At 44.3% G+C, this 19,588-nt stretch carries 13 protein-coding genes and 2 pseudogenes; 1 reads left to right on the top strand and 14 read right to left on the bottom strand.

The window, feature by feature from the left end; genetic code table 11:
• Positions 1-40: 40 nt before the first annotated feature.
• Together L0B18_RS19105 and L0B18_RS19100 are read right to left on the bottom strand one after the other, a co-directional pair.
• Positions 41-1,216 carry a di-heme oxidoredictase family protein gene (locus tag L0B18_RS19105; RefSeq protein WP_234573545.1) on the bottom strand — a complete coding sequence of 392 codons (1,176 nt, stop codon included), beginning with the start codon at positions 1,214-1,216 and terminating at the stop codon, positions 41-43.
• A gap of 248 nt (positions 1,217-1,464) precedes the next feature.
• Complete coding sequence (locus L0B18_RS19100) at positions 1,465-1,707, bottom strand: cation transporter dimerization domain-containing protein (protein ID WP_234573544.1); 243 nt, start codon at positions 1,705-1,707, stop codon at positions 1,465-1,467.
• 76 nt (positions 1,708-1,783) lie between these two features.
• Between L0B18_RS19100 and L0B18_RS19095 the strand changes: the two genes are divergently transcribed.
• On the top strand, positions 1,784-2,158 hold the full coding sequence (locus tag L0B18_RS19095) for a thioredoxin domain-containing protein (protein ID WP_255695707.1): 375 nt from the start codon (positions 1,784-1,786) through the stop codon (positions 2,156-2,158).
• 19 nt (positions 2,159-2,177) lie between these two features.
• Here L0B18_RS19095 and L0B18_RS19090 read toward each other — a convergent pair whose 3' ends face one another.
• From L0B18_RS19090 to L0B18_RS19040, 12 genes and pseudogenes are all read right to left on the bottom strand, one after another.
• Positions 2,178-2,972, bottom strand: coding sequence for a cation diffusion facilitator family transporter (locus tag L0B18_RS19090; RefSeq protein WP_234573543.1), 795 nt, complete (start codon positions 2,970-2,972; stop codon positions 2,178-2,180).
• 61 nt (positions 2,973-3,033) lie between these two features.
• Complete coding sequence (locus L0B18_RS19085; protein ID WP_234573542.1) at positions 3,034-3,363, bottom strand: P-II family nitrogen regulator; 330 nt, start codon at positions 3,361-3,363, stop codon at positions 3,034-3,036.
• Positions 3,364-3,435: 72 nt separating this feature from the next.
• Complete coding sequence (locus L0B18_RS19080; RefSeq protein ID WP_103664465.1) at positions 3,436-4,635, bottom strand: efflux RND transporter periplasmic adaptor subunit; 1,200 nt, start codon at positions 4,633-4,635, stop codon at positions 3,436-3,438.
• A gap of 22 nt (positions 4,636-4,657) precedes the next feature.
• A complete protein-coding gene (locus tag L0B18_RS19075; RefSeq protein WP_234573541.1) occupies positions 4,658-9,058 on the bottom strand; it encodes a CusA/CzcA family heavy metal efflux RND transporter in 4,401 nt (1,466 codons plus the stop codon).
• Between the two features lie 764 nt (positions 9,059-9,822).
• Positions 9,823-10,080 (bottom strand): annotated as a pseudogene (locus tag L0B18_RS19945) (Fur family transcriptional regulator); the annotation flags it as partial.
• A 255-nt stretch (positions 10,081-10,335) separates the two neighbouring features.
• Positions 10,336-11,550 carry a lipoprotein N-acyltransferase Lnb domain-containing protein gene (locus L0B18_RS19070; RefSeq protein WP_103664468.1) on the bottom strand — a complete coding sequence of 405 codons (1,215 nt, stop codon included), beginning with the start codon at positions 11,548-11,550 and terminating at the stop codon, positions 10,336-10,338.
• Positions 11,551-11,580: 30 nt separating this feature from the next.
• Entirely contained in the window at positions 11,581-14,076 is a 2,496-nt protein-coding gene (locus L0B18_RS19065) for a heavy metal translocating P-type ATPase (RefSeq protein ID WP_234573540.1), read from the bottom strand.
• Positions 14,077-14,094: 18 nt separating this feature from the next.
• Positions 14,095-14,538, bottom strand: a pseudogene (locus L0B18_RS19060) (class I SAM-dependent methyltransferase); the annotation flags it as partial.
• Positions 14,539-14,553: 15 nt separating this feature from the next.
• Positions 14,554-14,763 carry a hypothetical protein gene (locus tag L0B18_RS19055; protein ID WP_234573538.1) on the bottom strand — a complete coding sequence of 70 codons (210 nt, stop codon included), beginning with the start codon at positions 14,761-14,763 and terminating at the stop codon, positions 14,554-14,556.
• Positions 14,764-14,785: 22 nt separating this feature from the next.
• Complete coding sequence (locus L0B18_RS19050; RefSeq protein ID WP_234573537.1) at positions 14,786-15,106, bottom strand: P-II family nitrogen regulator; 321 nt, start codon at positions 15,104-15,106, stop codon at positions 14,786-14,788.
• Positions 15,107-15,173: 67 nt separating this feature from the next.
• Positions 15,174-18,278 (bottom strand): efflux RND transporter permease subunit, encoded by a 3,105-nt coding sequence (locus tag L0B18_RS19045; RefSeq protein WP_234573536.1) that lies wholly within the window; start codon positions 18,276-18,278, stop codon positions 15,174-15,176.
• Positions 18,279-18,320: 42 nt separating this feature from the next.
• A complete protein-coding gene (locus tag L0B18_RS19040) occupies positions 18,321-19,580 on the bottom strand; it encodes an efflux RND transporter periplasmic adaptor subunit (protein ID WP_234573535.1) in 1,260 nt (419 codons plus the stop codon).
• Between the last annotated feature and the right edge of the window lie 8 nt (positions 19,581-19,588).

Genomic DNA, 19,588 nt, shown 5'->3' with positions numbered 1-19,588 from the left:
TGCAGCAGCACTGTTTAATAAATTTTTTCCTTTCCATGGCTTATAAGGATTCAAGAAATTTGATCAACTGATCTTTTTCATCTTCAGAAAGCTCTATGTACATACTTCTGGAATTCTCAGCCTCGCCTCCGTGCAGGCGAATCGCCTCATCAATACTTTTGGCTCTGCCATCATGTAACAAAAACATACTCCCTCCCTGGGAATTCTCTGAAAGTCCCAATCCCCACAAAGGTGGGGTTCTCCATTCTGATGTAGTGGCAAAACCTTCGGTATATCCGTCATCCAGTTCAGGCCCCATATCGTGCAAAAGCAGGTCGGTATACGGATGAAAGACCTTATTGGAAATAGCTTCTATTGGAGAAAAGCCTGTTGTCAGGGTTGGTGTATGACAGGACGAACATGAAATTTGGGCGAAAATCTGTTTTCCGGCAATAACGTCTGGGTCGTCCTGATTTCTTGGAATGGGTGCTTTTAAGGTCTTAAGATAGAAAACGACGTCATTTACGGTCTGCGTACCAACTTCCGGATCTTGTTCCAAGCCGCTGAATGGATCGATAGGTTCAAACAAAGAGACGATGCCCATGTCTTGGTTATACGCATCTGCAGTTTGTTGCAGGAGATCATACGTCAAAGCTTTCTTGCCAAAACGATGGATGTATTTACCATTCCGTGAAATACTGTTTGGGCGTAATTCCACATAATCCGGTACAAAGTTAAAGTGGGGCCTACCACTGATTCCATCTCCGTCCGCATCGTTTGGATCAGCCAGCGCTAAGAGATCAGCATCCGGCACCGCATCAAGAAAGCCGAGGCCGGTAACCGCCGGTGCAAGAAAATTAGAAAATGGTGCTCCAGCAGGTAATTTTTCAGGCTCAAATCCAGGAATAGCTTTATGCTGAAGCTGGTTCCGTTTATCCCCGAAAGTGGCAAACGGATTGCCTGTACTGTCGCTTTGTCCGAACCTGGTAAATCGAATAAATGGATGTCCCTTACCGTCACCCGCATGGCAGCTACCGCAACTGTTGGCTACAAAGACCGGCCCAAGTCCTTTTGCAACAGTAAAGACTTCGTCATTAAAAGCTACATCGCCCGCCAGGAACTGGCTTTGCTCTGCGGTACTCAATCCCTCTACAGGACCATCCAACAACTCATTTTCTTCAGGAGCCGGCGGCAGTGTTTCTTCACAGGCAATAACGATTATTAGCAACACCATCATTGCTAGTATGATTTTGACACAAGAAGTAATCTCCATAATGCTCCAATATTATTAGACTAAACAATAATTTAGATTAAACTAAATATTTTATTTAAAGAAAGCAATAAGGCTCAATGAAGTATTGGAATCATGCGTAAGAACATTTTAACTTATGACTTTTGCCCTCCAGAACTATGTGCAGGAAGGTATCGCTTACTCATGGAATTTATTTTAATACAGATTGGCAAGCTTTGAAGTGGATATAACAATCACTCATCTATCAAACTGTCGTTCAAATCCGACACCTCTACCTGAATGGTTGAATGGTGGATATTAAACTGCTCTCTCAATTCCGCTTTAATCTCTCTTAAAAATTGATCAGACGTATCGGTTTTTAAAATAATATGAACCGACAGCACATTCTCGGTCGTACTCATCGCCCAGATGTGCAGATCGTGGATGGATTCGATTTTGTTGGCGCTTAGGCTAACAAAATCAGGGCTTAAAGACAAAGATTATTTAGGTGTGAAATACAACGGAATCGTCTATCGGACCCACCCTTATTTATGTAAATGAGTGCTGTAGTATTTGCAACATCCTTTTTTTACTCTCAACGCAAATCAGGTTAACTCAGATGAAGATCCTCGGGTAATAGCTATGTATATGTATGCCGATTGGTGTGGAGCCTGCCAGGCAATAAAGCCAATAATGGAAGAAGCAAAACCTGAGTTTGAAGGACAACCGGTGCTTTTCGTCAAAATGGATATGACCAATGATTTTACGGCACATCAATCAAAGTTAATGGCAGCCAGGTTAGGACTTTCAGAAATTTTTGAGAAAAATGAAGGCATGACCGGATTTGTCCTGTTGCTTGATGCCAACACCAACGAAGTTCTTGATAAAATCACAACAGATGATGATAAGCAAGGTATCATAACAAAGATTACGAATGCCCTGGAGTAAATATCAGCAACAACACCTGCTATTTTGATAATTTTAGAATTCTTACTGCACCTCGCATCACGAAGCTGAATACAACAGCTCCGATGAGTAAATCCGGCCACCTGCTATCCAGTGCATAAACAAGAATTCCGGCCAAAATTACACCACCATTTACAATAATATCATTGGAGGTAAAAATTGTACTCGCCTGCATGTGTGCTTCTTTGCTTTTCGCTTTATTGATAAGCCATAAGGTAAAAACATTTGCAACAAGAGCCGTTGAAGCAATAATGATCATCCACTGAAAGTCGGGCATTTCACCCACTCCAAGAAACCTCCGCAGTACTTCAAGAAATCCCAGTGATGCCAGACCCATCTGAAGATAGCCGCTAATTTTTGCTACTTTCTTTTTTCTTGCTACCGCTGCTCCAACAGCAAAAAGGCTGAGCGCATATACGGATGAATCTGCCAGCATATCTAGTGAGTCTGCAATCAGCCCCATAGAATTGATAATCCATCCGGCTGTCATTTCAATGATAAAGAAGAGAAAGTTGATCGCTAAAACCCACCATAGAATGTTCTTTTGTTGCTGCTCATCAGAAGCGAAAGGCGACATTTGAGCCTCTTTTGTTGAATTCAATTTAGAACCCAAACTCAGGGAGTCAAGGGCTTTCTCAATCTCATTAAGCCTATTTTCGTGATACACTTCTAATGTACGATTCGGGATATCAAAGTTTAGAGATTTAATATCTTCAAACTCTTCCAAGCTCATTCGAATCATTTGCTCTTCGGCTGAGCAGTCCATTTGTGGAATATTAAATGTGGATTTTTTCATGGTTGAATATATGGGATTATTTTCATCTTCAACTTAACTGTGACAAAGAATCACCTGTTCCTTACCCCTCAAAAGGCTCACAGGTTTTAATCCTAAACGCTTTTTGAATATCTGTAACGTAAATGATGCCGTCACCGCGTTCCGGTGTTTTGGCATTGGCGCAGATAAGTTGAACAACGTTATCGGATTCTTTGCATTGACATACCAGCTCTAATTTTACGACTGGACTGTCCGTAAAGTGAAAATCCAGCGATGGGGACGCATCTTTCTGTTTGTATGCTCCGGTACCTTCTCCTTTGGAAAGCGTAACACTTTCATGTCCTGCTTCTTGGAGTGCTGCAACTACATTTTCTACTCTGTTTGGTTTTATAAAGGCTTTTATTTCTTTCATAATATTATGTGTTATGCATTAACCCCGGCAAAGCCATAAAAACATGAATATGGCTTTGCCGGAAAGTTTTTGTTAATCATCGTCGGAAGTCTGGCTTTTCTTCATTTCAGAGATCAGGTAATAGGCATTGTTCCAAGCTACTCGTGCTCCATCCGGCAATGGTTCTAACAACTTCACTTCAACCCAACCATCTTCCTCAATGCCGGTCATAATTTCTACCGGAGTGAAAGACCATTCGGTATTTCCGTTTTCCTCTTGTTGTTCTGCGGTGAATAGGTAGGTTTTACCCTCGTCCTCAACAATGGCATTCTCAGGCAAAGCAAAGGCTTTAGTCTCTGAAGTGTGAATCGTGCCGTTGATATACATCCCGGGAATCAGGAAGTTTTCTTTCTGATCAATTTCGCCGTGCACATGCACTGCCCTAGGATTTTGTTCGAATTGTTTGCCTACAGAGTAAATGGTAGCTGTAAGTATTTGATCCGGTACTGACTGTACAGTAAAAGAGATGGATTGGCCCCTTTTAACTTTGTGCACATCTTTTTCAAAGACCATCAAATCGGCATGAACATGTTCGTTATCCACAATTTCAAACATGATTGTTTGGGGATCAACGTACTGACCGATTTGAATCTGAACCTTTTCGATGTACCCATCAATAGGGCTTACTACCGGCACCGACGAATAAATATCGCCGTCTTGTATTTGTTCAACGTCCAGGTTAAGCTGATTCAGCTGAGCCTCATAACCTTTGACCTCCGCCTTAACTGATTCGTATTCGGCTTTAGTTTGTTGGTAAGTTTGGCCGGAGCCTACCTTTTCATCATATAACCTTGCTTGTCGCTTAAATTCATGATCTAAATACAACATGCGCTGATACAACCGTACGTATTCAGTTTGGACTTTGGTTAAATTAGGATGGGAAAGGAAGGCAATAGTCTGATTTTTTGACACCTGATCTCCCTCAATAACTTCTATGGAACCAATATTACCTCCCAAAACCGCAGTTACGCTTGCCTCATGCTGCGGGGGAACTTCCAGCTGACCATTTGCTTCTACGCTCTCTGAGAGAAAGCGCAGGGACAAAGTATCCAGTTTCATTCCAAGGCTGTTGAACTTCAGTTCCGACAGATGAACCATGTTTTCTTCTGCCTCAGCCACACCGGCAAGTTCTGTTGCTTCTTGTTCTTTTTCATCGCTATTGATCTCGCCGCAGGCTGTAAAAACAGATGCAAGGACAGCCAATAAAATTATATATAAATTAGATTTATTCATTTTTTTGTTGATTTAAAATCTGTTATTGAGTTTTGTTGAGGTAGTATTCTAATTGGAAATGGCTATTCAGATAATTGCCAAATGCATTCCATGAGTCGATTTCAATGCGAATGGCATCTCTGATGCTTTGAAAGAAAGCCACATAGTCTATGGCTCCTTCTTCATAAGAGGTGATGGCACCTTGCTGTTGTTCTTTGGCAAGAGGGAGTGCTTCCTGTCGATAATATTCCCACGAGCGCAACCATTTCTGATAATTTTCCCGGATACTGTTATAGGTACTGTTGAATTCTCTCTGAGCCTGGTCTAGGTTTTGACGGGCAATATTTCGTTCAATCCGGGCGGATTGAGTTTTCCCGGCCTTAGACCAGAAGAATACCGGAAGTCTGATCCCGATCTCATAGGAATTAAAGCCACCTTGCCCAGCTATTTCCTGCCAGCCATAACTGGCTTGAAAACTTGGTAAAAACTGACTTCTTTGTTCTTTAATCGATGCTTCCGCCACGTCAATTTTTTGTTGATATAAAGCAATCAGCGGATGGTCGAATGTAGAATCTACCTGTAAAGGTTGAACAAGCTGTTCGGCTGAAACACTTTGAACCGTGTATAACGAGTCCCCCTCAAACCATTTGTTAAAAGCTCGAACAGCAGCCCCATAATCGCGGAAGGCTTGTTCTGTTTGTATGGTAATTTGGTTGGCCTGATTCATGATATTAAGATATCCCAGCCGGGAAATTTCCTCCGTTTCAAATTTTATTTCCGCAGCCCTAGCAATATCCCTGAATTGCTGGTTCAGGCGATTATAGATCTCATATTGTTGTTTAGCGATGAAAACCGTTGACCAGTCCTGCTTTACCCGGAGCCTGAGCTCTAACTCAGACAATTCATAGTTCAGCCTGGCAAGTTCTGTTTGTTCATTCCGATGATTTAGCCTTGGTAAAACACCGAACAGATCAAACTGCTGCTGAATGCCAAATTTTGTAGTAACACCGTCCGAACCGTTGCCGAACTCTTCACCTCCGGTAAAGAGGTTCGTATCGCCAAAGTCCCAGGCTGTTTTTTGAAGAGCCTTCCTGTTGTCAATTCCAAGCCTGGCTGCCTCAAGAGAAGGATAATTTGCTATCGCTTTTTGAACGGCCTGATCCAGCGCAATTTGCGGGAGGGTATCATTCAGCACCTGTTCCTGAGCCTGTACAGAATCGGGAGAAAGCAGCAGGCTTCCACCAATAATCAGCAACACAACGGAGGCCATAGAAGTACTACCCGGCTTGTGTTTTCTCATTTTACGCTTTTCTATGTACGCATAAAGGATGGGCAGCACGACCAACGTAAGCAGCGTGGCGCTAATCAACCCGCCGATTACAACAGTGGCCAGCGGCCGCTGTACTTCAGCACCGGCTGTTGTTGAAAACGCCATCGGAAGAAAACCCATAATAGCCGCCGTAGCGGTCAATAAAATGGGGCGAAGTCGCTCTTTGGTACCTGTCAAAATTCGTTCTTGTAAATCCATAACACCTTCGATTTTTAATGAATTAAACCGGCTGACGAGCACAAGGCCGTTTAGCACAGCCACTCCGAACAATACAATGAAACCAACTCCGGCAGAAATACTGAAGTCCATTCCACGTAAAGCCAGGAAGAAGACACCTCCAATAGAAGCCAGGGGAATAGCCAGATAGATCATTACCGACTGTGAGAACGATTTTAGTGCGAAGTACAGTAGCACAAAGATAAGAAACAGGGCTATAGGCACTACAATAGCCAATCGGTTCTTGGCCCGTTGCAGATTCTCAAATTCACCCCCATAAGTAATGTAATAACCCGGCGGCAGATTCAATTCGGCCTCCAGTTTTTCTTGAATATCCAAAACCACCGATTCCACATCCCGCCCGCGTGTATTCACACCAACATAGCTCCTGCGAAAGGTGTTATCTCGCGAGATCTGCATAGGCCCCGGCTGATAACTGATATCCGCCACTTCTTTAACCGGCACCTGTGCACCGTTTTCCAGATCTACATACAGATTGCGAATATCCTCAATGCCAGTACGATGAGCTTCATCAAAGCGGATCACAAGATCAAATCGTCTTTCGCCTTCGAATACAACTCCAGCAACTCCTCCGGCAAAAGCTGAACTTACGTATTGATTGAGCTTCGTGATATCCAGTCCATATTGAGCCACTTTTTGCCGGTCATACCTAACGGTCATTTGAGGTAGTCCAGCCGTACGTTCGGGACTCACATCACCCACCCCTGGAATAGTTTGAATAATTTGAGCCATTTCCTGAACTTTCTCCGCCAATACATCTATGTCGTCTCCGTATAGCTTTACGGCGATATCTTCTCGTACACCTTCCAAAAGTTCGTTAAACCTAAGCTCTACCGGCTGGGTAAAAACGAAATTCACACCTATCATGGTCTGATCGAGTTTACTCTTTATTTTTTCTATCAGCTCCTCTTTAGATTCGGCAGAGATCCAGTTTTCTTTATTCTTGTCCAGAATGATGTACATGTCGGCAATGTCCATGGGCATAGGATCAGTGGGAATATCAGCTACCCCAATTCGAGCTGTTACTGTTTCTATCTCTGGAAATTCTTCCAGCAGTGTCGTCTCAATTTTCTTGGATTGATCGATCGCCTCTGATAATCCACTGCCCGGACGGAATAGGGCTTGCATGGCAATATCTCCCTCATCCAGTTGTGGAATAAATTCACCTCCCATTCTCGAAAAGGTGAACATCGCACCGCCAAAAAGCAGTATGGCAGCTACAATCACAACAGGTTTTCGCTTTAACGACCATTGGATAACCGGATCGTAGCCCTTCTGAATAAAGGATATAAGTTTGTTGCTGACCCGATCGAGGCCTCGCTCGAACCGGGCAAACCATCCCTTTCTATTTTGTGAGGGTTTCATAAACAGTGCCGAGACCATTGGTACATAGGTAAGACATAAAATAATAGCACCTAATACAGCAAACCCAAAGGTGAATGCCATAGGACGGAACATCTTACCTTCTACTCCTTCCAGAAACAGGATAGGGGCAAATACAATAAGGATGATCAACTGTCCAAAGAAGGCAGCATTCATCATGGTGCTGCTTGCCTTGTAGGCAATTTCATTCATCTGTGTTTTACTAAAAGCACGTTTTCCGGATTTCACCCTTTTTTCAATTTCATGAACCGTGCCTTCCACTATAATTACGGCTCCATCAACAATAATACCGAAGTCGATGGCTCCAAGGCTCATTAGATTGGCCCACACCCCGGTGGCCTTCATCATTATAAAAGCAAAAAGAAGGGAAAGCGGAATAAGTGAGGCGGTTATTAACCCTCCGCGTAAACTTCCTAAGAGTATTACCAAAACGAAAACTACAATCAATGCACCTTCCACCAGGTTTGTGGTAACTGTACTGGTGGTTCGTTCAATAAGAGCACTTCGATCAAGGAAAGGCTCAATCTTTAAACCTTCAGGCAGTGACTTTTGAATTTCAGCAATTCTATCCTGAACGTTTTGAATGGTTGCATTCGGGTTTGAGCCTTTCAGCATCATAATAATGCCACCTACTGCTTCCTCACCATCCTGAGTAAAAGCTCCATAACGAATTTGAGTTCCAAAGGTAACCTCTTCTGCTACATCTCTGATTAGGATGGGTAGTCCGTTTTCGTTCTTGACTACAATGTTTTCTATATCTTCAAGGCTGCGTATCAATCCTTCGCCACGAATAAAATTAGCCATCTTGTTTTTCTCGATATAGGCCCCGCCGGTATTTACATTATTCCTGGACATTGCCTCATATACTTCTGAAATACTAACTCCCATTGCATTTAGTTTATCAGGACTTATGGCTACTTCATATTGTTTGATGCCTCCACCGAAGGAGTTGACCTCTATAACCCCTTCCAGGAGCACCATTTGGCGCTTAATAATCCAATCTTGTATTGTGCGCAATTCATCAGGCGTATATTGATCTTCATATGCAGGGTCCACCTGAATGGAGTACTCGTAAATTTGGCCTAATCCACTTGAAATGGGCCCCATGGATGGACTTCCAAAATTCTCGGGGATCGTTTCGCCCAGTTCACTGAGTTTTTCCTGTACCAGTTGCCGGGGTAAATAGGTACCCATATCATCTTCGAAAACGATGGTAACCACGGATAACCCGAATCGGGATACCGAACGGATTTCAGTTACTCCCGGCAGGTTACCCATGGCAAGCTCCACGGGATAGGTTACAAATTGTTCAATGTCTTCGGTAGATAGATTTTCCGATACCGTAATCACCTGTACCTGATTATTTGTAATATCAGGAACCGAACCTAGATTAATGGTCATCATAGAATATAATCCTACTCCTATTAGAGACAGGATAAACAAGCCGATGATAAACTTGTTCTTAATCGAAAAGGCAATAATTTTGTTGATCATGTTTACAGCTGAGTGAATATAGATTAGTCTTTGATGCCGATCTTTTTCAAATACTTTGGCTGAAACCACAGAATGACCAGAGGTTAAACAGCTCGTTGAAAAAAATGGATGGGGCAGAATTTGTTTCTGCTAAATAGAGAAAGGCAGGTATTAAATCAGAAGTTGTGTGACTTTAATAACTTTAAGAGTTATTGGAGGGGATAAGTTGTCTTTTAGATATACAGGTAACGTAATTTGAAAAACAGGTTCACCATAGTTCCCAAACAAATAAGGAATGATTGGAAACATAAACTTACAGTCCGGGCACTCATTTCTTAACAGTGCATCATCATAGCAGCACTGATTTTGAAATTGATGGTGCTTTTTTTCAACTGTTTTGTACCCTGAATTAGTCTCTTCTGAATGTTGTAATACAATTTCAAAACAGCCTTTATCTAAGTTGTAGGTAGAGGAAACATCATGAGTACTTGCTAATACAGAAACACTTAAGGGTAGAAAAAAGAAAAACCCTGCCCATGAAAAAAGAAAAGATGCGATTGTCGCAACATTCAGATTACGTATGTATGCTCTGAAAAAATACAATTCTTTAAGGGGAAATATTGTGATTAAGTAGAATGCAGATAATAAGGATTATTTGTAATGCAACTCAATTGCAAAGATCAGGAAGAACAGGAAGGACAACTCCCGGTTATCACAAAATTGCCGTTGGATGGAGTAAAATTTTCGGGCAGATCGTAGTTAGGAATGCCAAGATGTGGAAAACAAAATGTTTGTTCACAGGATAAACAATAAAAATGAACGTGCACATCATCCGGGTACGAACAGGTACAGTTTTCAGAACAAAGGGCATATTTAGTTATCCCACTTGCATCGTTTATTTGATGCACCAAACCATGTTCTAAGAATGTTTTTAAGGTACGATAAAGCGTTGTTCGATCTGCATGGGTAAACTTTTCTTCAAGATCTGATAGGCTTATTACCGACTTTGTTTCAGCCATGAAAAGAAGAATCCGCATGCGCATAGCGGTCGGTTGTATATCTCTGCTCTGCAATCTTTTTTCATGAATAGTCATCTTTATTGAAATAATATTCGTTGATTAATGTGTACAAGTAATATTTATACAAAGGGCGAATCGCCGGTATAAATCATATCAATTCTATGATAAACTACCACTAAAATCTTTGAAACTCATATTTGGTAATTTTGATATAAATATATGGGTTCGGGGCAGTTATCTTTCGTTTCCAAAATTCTAAATAAGTGAAAGATTGGCAAGCTATAACACATTGACCATTTCCTGATTTACTGATTCGGATTGCTTTTTAATACTCCGAAATCCCAACAAAAAAAGAAGAGGCAAAATTGCAGAGGGGATCTGTTGAGGAATAAATGACCAGCTTAGGAGAAAGAGCAGAAGAATAGCTGCATATAGTACCAAAAACACTTTATAATTTTCTGAAAGTCGTTTTCTGCCCATAAAAGAAAATATAAAGGCCGACAAAGCCGGGGCAGACCACACTATATTCCAATTCCATTTGGTTGAGGGATACGAAGAAAAAAACCACAAAAAAATGATCAACACTCCAATCAACCCAATTATCCCGAATAACAGACGGTCGAACCAAAACCAGAATGTGTGATTAGTTCTATAGAAAAACCCGGCAAGCAGGCTTGTAATCAGCAAAAACCAAAAGCTTAAAGTGGGGCTTACTCTCGCAGGACTAATGACAGACCGTTTCTGAGGAGCATAAAATCTCTGCTCTGAAACCAAGGCAAGACTTGTATCAGCTTGCTGTATCCGAGCGTGTGAAAATCCCTCTTTTAACAGGTCGGGTAAGAACAGCGTTTCCGACTCGGGTGGGTTGCGGTCGGCGGGAGTACCCAACAGCAAGTTAATCCCAAATTTTACCCAGGAAACGGATTTCACGTAGGGATTAATAAACTGCCGAAAACTATTCTTTGCCGAATTTTGCGGCTCTTGAAAATGGATTGAATCCCCAGCTACTGCCTTGACAGCCTCATAGATCCGGGTGGTACAGTTATCATAGAAGAACTCATAGGAATAATATCGATTTTCGGGCCGGGCGTTATTCTCCAAAAAATCATACAAGCGTTTGGTTTGATTCTCTGTTAGATTTAATCGCTGTTCAGTAATAATGCGGCCGTCATTCAAATATGCTTTTTTTGCATTCTCAAACTTGTTCACCGAAAGAAAATATCGCAGATCGCCGAGGGCAAATTTCCAATAAAACCCTGGAGCGTTGAAATCAAAAGTACCATAATTATATGCGCGATCTACACCTGCTTCCGGGTCGTAAATGCGCAAGGCAGTATGGCCAAACAAAGTGTACAATTCAGCACCGGAAGAAGTCGTAAGGAGACTGACCTGAGCTTCCGGCGAAAGTTTAGGTTGCCCGGCGTCTACAGAAGAAGTTGCTGCAATAAATAGTATCAGGAAAAAGCTTACTGCTTTAGTTATAGTGTGCAACATATTGGCCGAGCTAATTTATCTTTGAATAGGTTAGGATTTGTAAGCTAACAACCTCAACGCATTAAATACCACAACTACTGTTGACCCTTCGTGGCCGATGACTGCCCAACCCATGCTCAGGCCAAAAATCGTAGCTGGCACAAGCAGAGCCACCATACCCAGGCTGATCCACAGGTTCTGCTTGATGATCGATTTGGTTTTGCGGCTCAGTCCGATAGCAAACGGAAGAACGGAAATCTTGTCGGCCATTAAAGCTACATCGGCTGTTTCAAGGGCCACATCTGATCCGGCTGCTCCCATAGCAATGCCCACTGTGCTGTTGGCCATGGCCGGAGCATCGTTGACGCCATCGCCTACCATCGCTACGTCGCCTTCCTCTTCACGAAGCTTTTTGACAGCTTCCACCTTGTCTTCAGGCAGTAAATTACCTTTTGGGTCGTCGATACCGATCTCTTTAGCAACAGCATCGGCCACCCGCTGATTGTCGCCCGTAAGCATGATCAGGTGTGTCAAGCCCATGTCCCGCAGTTTTTGAATAACCTCCTTGGCATCCTCTCGTGGGGTATCCATCAGCCCAAGCATACCAAGATATCGATCACCATGACGAACAATCATAGTCGTTTTCCCTTCTCCTTCCAATTCTTCTACACTTCGTTTAAGGTCTTCAGAGAGTTTAATGCCATCGGCCTCTTCAAATAGCTCCGCATTCCCGATATACACTGTTATATCTTTAATCGTTGCTTTTACTCCCCGCCCTGTAATGGATTCAAGATCTTCGGCTTCGGGAAAATCAGTTTCCCCTAACTTCTCTTTTCCATCACGCACCACGGCATCAGCGAGGGGGTGATCACTTAAACTTTCTACAGCTACAGCTACTTTTAACAACTCGTTTTCCTCCGTATCACCAAAGGTGATCACATCAGTAAGTCTGGGCTCGCCTTCTGTGAGGGTTCCGGTTTTATCAAAAGCTAACGCCTTTAATATTCCAAGGTTTTCAAGGGGGCGACCGCCTTTTATCAGAACTCCACCTCTTGCGGCTCGTCCTACACCGCTAAGCACTGCGCTGGGCGTAGAAATAGCCAGTGCACAGGGACTTGCTGCCACAAGAACCGCCATGGCCCGATAAAAACTTGCTGAAAAAGATTCATCTATAACCAGAAAAGCAAAATTCAATATCACCACTAATACTAACACGGACGGTACAAAATACTTTTCAAATTTGTCGGTGAACTGTTGGGTCGGCGACTTCTGAGCTTCGGCTTCGTTAACCAGCTTGATCAGGCGAGAAAGTGTGGAATCTTTGGAAAGTTTTGTCACCTTTACCTCCAGACTTCCATTTCCATTGATGGTGCCGGCAAACACGCGGTGCTTATCGTCAATAGAATCTGCATCTTCATCGATGGATTCAGGATCGTCATATTCCATCTTGTCTACGGGCACGCTTTCGCCGGTGATGGGTGCCTGGTTGACGCTGCTCTCGCCATTGATAACTACCCCGTCGGCGGAAATTTTACTGTTCGGTTTGATCACAATAACATCTCCAACCTGCAACTCCTCAACAGGTACCTCTTCGGTGGTTCCATCTTTTTTTCGCAGAGCGGTTTTTGGCGCAAGGTCAGAAAGCCCTTTGATGGCATCTCGTGCCCGACCCATAGCATAGTGTTCCAGGGAATGTCCAAGGCTGAACAAGAAAAGCAGAAGCGCCCCCTCAGCCCACTCCCCAAGGATTGCAGCTCCAATCGCGGCAACCAGCATCAGGAAATCAATCTCGAAATTTCCGGCTTTTACTTCGGTGTAAGCTTCCTGCACCAGGTAGAATCCACCAAAGAAGTAGGAGCTCACATATAGTGCAAGCGAGACCCAGCCGGGCAACGTGCTCACATAGGAGAGGCCGAATCCTATGCCGAGCAAGCTACCGCATATCAGCGAGAAGATCAGCTCGGTTTTTTCGCCAAAGATGCCACCGTGATCGTGGTCGTGCGAATCTTCTTCTTTATGTGAGTGCTCATGATCTGTCTCCGGTTTTTTCCCTTTACCATTTGTCTCCTCATTATTTTCTTTTACGTCCTGAAGTTCTTCGGAAAACTTCTCAATATCTAACCCAGTCTCTCTAATTATTTTCGTAAGCTTCTCCCTGCTAATATCACCCTTTTTATATTCCAGCCTGATCCAGCCTGTGGCGCTCGAGTAAGCATCTACAACTCCATTCACATCTCTGAGTTGCCGAGTAATTGATCGGGCGTGTCTGGAATGACGAATACCGTTCACTTTCACTAACATGTGCCCAAATAAATCATGAAGTTTCGCACCGGTCTGTTGAGCAATGGTTTTTATTTTTCTAAGTGATATCGTTTCGGGATCAAAGTGAATACAGAGCTTTGGTTTTTCATTCTCATCTGTTTTAATATGTACCCGATCCACTCCATCCCGTCCTTCAAGAGTTCCAATAAGACGGCTTACACATTTGTCCTTTAGGTCAGGGATATCAGGTAGAATTACAGGTATATCAAGCGTTAGTTTTTTCATAGTTATTACGTTTATCCATTAAATGATTTGTTTCCGACTTACTCCAGATGCAATGCAAACAGAGCCGAAATAATGGTGTTTAATTGATAAATCATTAAAGTATTTTTTTATGGAATTACAAGGGGTGCGTTGTGTATGTTCGTACCGAGTTCCATAAGGACTTAGTAATTTTACCATTAATTTTACCAGCCACTCAGGCCATCCATCTGGTTTTTGTAGTTCAAATATGGATATACGTTTACCCTTTTTTAAAGTATCAGCGATTCTCCGGATGATCATATCATAATCCGGCGACATCGTGATTGCCATCGTTGACAGAACTCCATCTGCATCATCCGGAATTTGAAATTCAGCTATATCAGATTGAACAAGCTCCACATTTTTCCAACCTTTTTTGTTGATGCGATCTTTAGCCTGTTCAAGCATTTTGGTGGATAAATCAACACCAATGATTCTTCCTTCAGGCCCTACTTTCCTTTAAAGTATATTGAAATTTAAACCGGTTCCACATCCTAAATCTATCACCGTATCGCCCGGAACAAGGTGTAGATTATGGATGGCTTTTCTGCGATATGTCTGCTCACGGAAGCCAATTATTTTAAATAAGAGTATTGACAGATCATAGGATGAAGCTAATTCATCATACATCTTCTGAATTTCTTCTTTTGTAAAAATTCTGTTACTCATGATATCAGTTTCATTTTAGAATTTATCTGATTACATCATCATCCGTTTCACCGGTTCGTATGCGGACTCCACGTTCCACACCAGAGATAAATATTTTTCCGTCACCGGGATTTCCTGTTCTGCCTTTTTTTATGATAATATCAATGATTTCCTCCACACGATGTGTGGGGACAACGGTTTCCAGCTTTGTACGCTTGATGAGTTGGGCTCGTTCTTCCCCTTTTACATGGCCCCAGCCTCGTACATCGCTCAGGGTAATACCAGGTGCATCAGGTAAATTACCAATGGCGTCAATAACGTAATCGATCATGTTCGTACGAATAAATGCTTTAATCTCTTTCATAATTATTTGCTTTGGGATTAAACCTCCAGGGCTTCAAAAAACCCTGGAGGTTTGAGTTTTTTTAAATTTAAAGTTCTACGTGTTCTACCGGTTCAGCGAACCACTTGTAGATGGTGGGCAATACCACCAGTGTTAGCAGGGTCGAGGTTACCAGACCACCAACGACCACGGCTGCCAACGGTCGCTGGACATTCGAGCCGATATCGTTGGCCAGTAGCAGTGGAATGAGTCCGAGCCCGGTGGTTAAGGCCGTCATCAGTACCGGACGAAGGCGTAAGAGGGCTGCTTTCACAACTGCTTTGTGGGTTTCAAGGCCTTCTTCCCGCAATTGGTTGATGTAGGACACCAACACCACGCCATTGAGTACCGCGATACCAAAGATGGCGATAAAGCCCACGGCTGCCGGTACGGACAAGTAGAGGCCGGACACCCAGAGCGCCACAATACCCCCGATAGTGGCAAAAGGAATATTCAGAAAGATGAGTACAGCGTATTTCCAGCTGCTGAAAGTGGAAAACAGCATGAAGAAAATAAGTCCCAGCGTAATCGGAACCACTACATACAATCGTGCCATGGCCCGCTGCTGATTTTCAAACTGTCCGCCGTATTCGGTGAAATATCCAGCCGGTAGTTCGACCTGCTCAGCCACCTTTTGCTGAATTTCGCTGACTACGCTTCCCATGTCTCGTCCTCGAACATTGAGCTGCACATAGGTTCGGCGGCTGGCTTTATTTCGGGAAATCTGCTTTGGACCGGTAAAGACTTCCACATCGGCGATTTGCGACAGCGGAACCAGCGCTCCTTTTGCCGTGCGGATGGGAAGATCACGAACCTGGTCAACGTGGGTTCGCTGAGATTCCTGAAGGCGAACGAAGATATCGAAGCGTCGAATGCCTTCGAATACCTGTCCGGCTACCGATCCACCGATCCCGGTTTCTACGGTGTTAAGGAAGTCATCCATGCTTATTCCCAGCCGAGCCAACTGCTCACGATCCGGACGAACCAGGATTTGAGGCTTCCCGCCTTGTTGTTGCGCGCGGACATCTACAGCTCCTTCTACACCTTCAGCAATGGTCTGAATTTCACCTGCTTTTTCAGCCAGCAGATCCAGATCATCGCCATACAAACTCACAACTACTTGTGCCCGGACGCCGCTTAGCAGTTCATCGGTACGAAGCTGAATGGGCTGGGAGAAGTTGGAAGATACGCCGGGTAGATCCTCGGATAGTTTTTCGGCCATCGCGGTCTGGAGTTCTTCATAATCACGTCCCCATTCCCATGCGTCCAACGGTTTCAAATTCACCACGTTGAATACGACGTTTACCGGCTCCGGGTCGCCGCCCACTTCGGCGCGACCAACACGCGAATACACGCTCTCCACTTCAGGAAAGGTTAGCATCGATTCCTGAAGCCGCTTGGAGTATTCGGTAGTGGTCGGAAGATTGGCCCCCGGTGGTAATACCGAACGAACGGCGTATGTACCTTCTCGCAAGGTGGGCTGAAATTCGGTTCCCAAAAACGGAAAGATAGCCATGCTTCCGGCAAACAAAACAAGAGCGGCTCCAAATACCATTTTGGGATATTTCGAGGTCTTCTCTATCAGCGGTTCACTCCATTTTTTGAGCGTACGTACCAACCAGGGTTCCTTGTCCATTCCTTTTTCGGGAAGGATGAAGCTGGAGATAATGGGAATGTAAGTCAGTGCTAAAAAGATGGCCCCAAACAACGCAAATGTTATGGTATAGGCCAGCGGCTTGAACATCTTTCCTTCCACACCTTCCAGCGAAAAGAGCGGCAGAAATACAATGATGATAATGCTGGTGGCGAAAAATACCGGTCGAATAACTTCACGCGCGGCCTCACTCACAATTCGGGTCAGCGATACATTTCCTTCTTTCCGCTCCTCAAGAAGCCTGTACGTATTTTCTACAATAACTGTGGCGCTGTCACCGATCATCCCAATACTGATCGCCAGTCCGCCAAGGCTCATCAGGTTGGCCGATATACCCAGCCAATTCATCCCAATGAAAGCGATCAAGAACGCAATGGGGACTGTGGAAATGATGATCAAAGTGGACCGGATATCGCCCATAAAAAAGTACAGCACGATGAGCACCAGAATGGCCCCGATATACAGGGCATTGGTAACCGTACCCACGGCTTTTTCCACCAGTTCGCCCTGGGAATAAAAGGTTTCCATCATCATACCTTCGGGGAGGGCGCTATTGATGGCATCCACTTTGTTATCCATTTCGGCCAGCAAGTCCTGCGTGTTGGTTCCGATGAGTTTCAACACAAAACCACCTACCGATTCTTCTCCGTTGGCAACCAGGGTTCCTCGCTTGATCTCGGAGCCAAATGCCACTTCAGCTACATCTTTCACGTACACCGGAGTGCCCTCTTCATTCGATACGATTATATTCTCAAGATCTTTGAGACCTTCTTCGTCGGGTTGAATCCAGCCGTAACCACGCACCAGGTATTCTTCTCCTCCGCGTTCCAGAAAGGAAGCGCCCACCGTACGATTGTTTTTGTTGAGGGCACCTTCAAGATCTTCAAGCGTAAGACCGCGAGAAACCAGGGCGTTCATATCGGCTTTGACCTGAAACTGACGAACATCACCGCCAATCGACAATACACCGGTTACGCCTGGCACCGTTCGAAGCTGTGGCTTTACGATCCAATCCTGAGCGGTACGAATGTCCATCAGGGAGTGATCGTAGCCCTCTTTATTCTTGACCTCATACATCAATACCGTTCCAAGTCCGGTGGTGATGGGGCCAAGCTGAGGTTCACCAAGTCCGTCCGGTATCTCATTTTTGGCCTGCGACAATCGTTCATTTACCAGCCGCCGGGCAAAGTAGATATCAGTTCCTTCCTCAAAGTAAATATTCACTCTGGAAAGCCCGAAAATGGAGGTACTTTGCACTCGGTCCAGTTTCGGCAATCCATACATGGAGATCTCAATGGGGTAACTGATCTGCGTTTCCACATCTACCGGAGAAAGACCCGGACTGGACGTAAACACCTGCACAAGTGTGGGCGATACATCGGGAAACGAATCGATGGGGACATCCCGAAATGAAAAGTAGCCATAGAGTGCTACTGCGGCTACCAAAATAAAAATGGTCAGCCGGTTCTTTAATACTTTATCAATAATCTGTTCAAGCATAAGTCAAATATTCAGAGTGATAATTTTATTGATCATATTTGATTAATGGCCATGATCTGCACTTCGGGTTGCGGCGGTTAGAGCCGATTTCAGGTCAAATGCCCCGGAAACAACAGCTGTTTGCCCCGGATCTAAGCCGGAGATCACCTCAACAAACCCATCTCGTTCATTTCCAAGCGTAACGGCAACCGGCCGGAAACTTCCGGGCTCATCACCGGGCACAAATACCCGGTCGGTACCTTCGATTTGCTGAACGGCATCCACCGGAATTACAGCAGCGGTTTCCTCTGAATTGGTATAGATACGTGCTGTACCAAACATGCCGGCCCGGAGCTGTCTATCAGGATTATCAAAAAGCGCACGTACGGGCATGGTTCGGGTTTCTTTTTCCAGCTCGTACGAAATCCAATCAGTAGTTCCCTCGAACGTAATTACAGGAATACTTCGTACCGAAAGTTCCACCGTTTGGCCGGTAGCCAGATAGCGGATATCCTGCTCATACCCATCTATCATTACCCAAACCTTAGACAGGTCGGCAACGTGAATCGGTGTTTCATTTGGGCTGACGGTTTGCCCGGGAGAAAGATTCCGCTCCTGAATCGTTCCGTTCAACGGACTGCTCAGGTAGAAATAGGAAAGCGGAGTTTCACTCCCGGCCTTAATATTTTGGATGTCATTTTGCGACAAGCCGTACAAACGCAACGCTTCAGAGACCGCATCAAGCTCAGCTTTGGCCTGTTCATATTCCAATTCGGCCTGCAACAGCTCAGCCTGACTGGAGATATCCTGCTCGTATAAACTCTGCTCACGCTTAAAGTGGGCTTCTTCTTTCTTCATTGCTGCTCTGAGGCGAATATAATCGGCTTTGATCTTACCGAGCCCAACGCTGCTCATTTGAGCAATGGGCTCGCCTTCTTCCACGTAGTCACCGAGATCTTTCATTACCTGAACGACTTTAGCCTCAATACGCGGACCCACTTTTGCAATGCGATCCATATCGTACATCACACTGGCGGGCCGTTGAATCACGGAGCTTGCACTCCCGGCTTTCAGGGTGTCTACGTTTATGCTGAGAGAAGCTATTTGCTCTTGAGAAAGATGAACTTCACCGGTTCCTTCGCTCTGTTCCTCCAAGTGTTCACCTTCTACCTCTGTATGTTGAGTTTCTTCACTGCCATGTTCATCTGCCGTAGCGTGGTTTTCGGTTTGTGGTGTGGTTTCATTTTGAGAACTGCAGCCGCTTATGAGGACTCCACTCAAAAGCAATATCGACACCGGAATGATTACGTTGATTATCTTCATTGTTTTTA

This window comes from Rhodohalobacter sp. 614A, assembly GCF_021462415.1.
Taxonomy (GTDB): domain Bacteria; phylum Bacteroidota; class Rhodothermia; order Balneolales; family Balneolaceae; genus Rhodohalobacter.
Note: the sequence above shows the minus strand (reverse complement) of the source record. Positions and strands in the feature narration are given on the sequence as shown.

What these genes read in the sequence shown, in the direction of transcription:
- L0B18_RS19105 (WP_234573545.1), bottom strand. Translation starts at nt 1,216, where the DNA reads ATGATGGTGTTGCTAATAATCGTTATTGCCTGTGAAGAAACACTGCCG.
- L0B18_RS19090 (WP_234573543.1), bottom strand. Translation starts at nt 2,972, where the DNA reads ATGAAAAAATCCACATTTAATATTCCACAAATGGACTGCTCAGCCGAA.
- L0B18_RS19085 (WP_234573542.1), bottom strand. Translation starts at nt 3,363, where the DNA reads ATGAAAGAAATAAAAGCCTTTATAAAACCAAACAGAGTAGAAAATGTA.
- L0B18_RS19080 (WP_103664465.1), bottom strand. Translation starts at nt 4,635, where the DNA reads ATGAATAAATCTAATTTATATATAATTTTATTGGCTGTCCTTGCATCT.
- L0B18_RS19075 (WP_234573541.1), bottom strand. Translation starts at nt 9,058, where the DNA reads ATGATCAACAAAATTATTGCCTTTTCGATTAAGAACAAGTTTATCATC.
- L0B18_RS19070 (WP_103664468.1), bottom strand. Translation starts at nt 11,550, where the DNA reads ATGTTGCACACTATAACTAAAGCAGTAAGCTTTTTCCTGATACTATTT.
- L0B18_RS19065 (WP_234573540.1), bottom strand. Translation starts at nt 14,076, where the DNA reads ATGAAAAAACTAACGCTTGATATACCTGTAATTCTACCTGATATCCCT.
- L0B18_RS19055 (WP_234573538.1), bottom strand. Translation starts at nt 14,763, where the DNA reads ATGAGTAACAGAATTTTTACAAAAGAAGAAATTCAGAAGATGTATGAT.
- L0B18_RS19050 (WP_234573537.1), bottom strand. Translation starts at nt 15,106, where the DNA reads ATGAAAGAGATTAAAGCATTTATTCGTACGAACATGATCGATTACGTT.
- L0B18_RS19045 (WP_234573536.1), bottom strand. Translation starts at nt 18,278, where the DNA reads ATGCTTGAACAGATTATTGATAAAGTATTAAAGAACCGGCTGACCATT.
- L0B18_RS19040 (WP_234573535.1), bottom strand. Translation starts at nt 19,580, where the DNA reads ATGAAGATAATCAACGTAATCATTCCGGTGTCGATATTGCTTTTGAGT.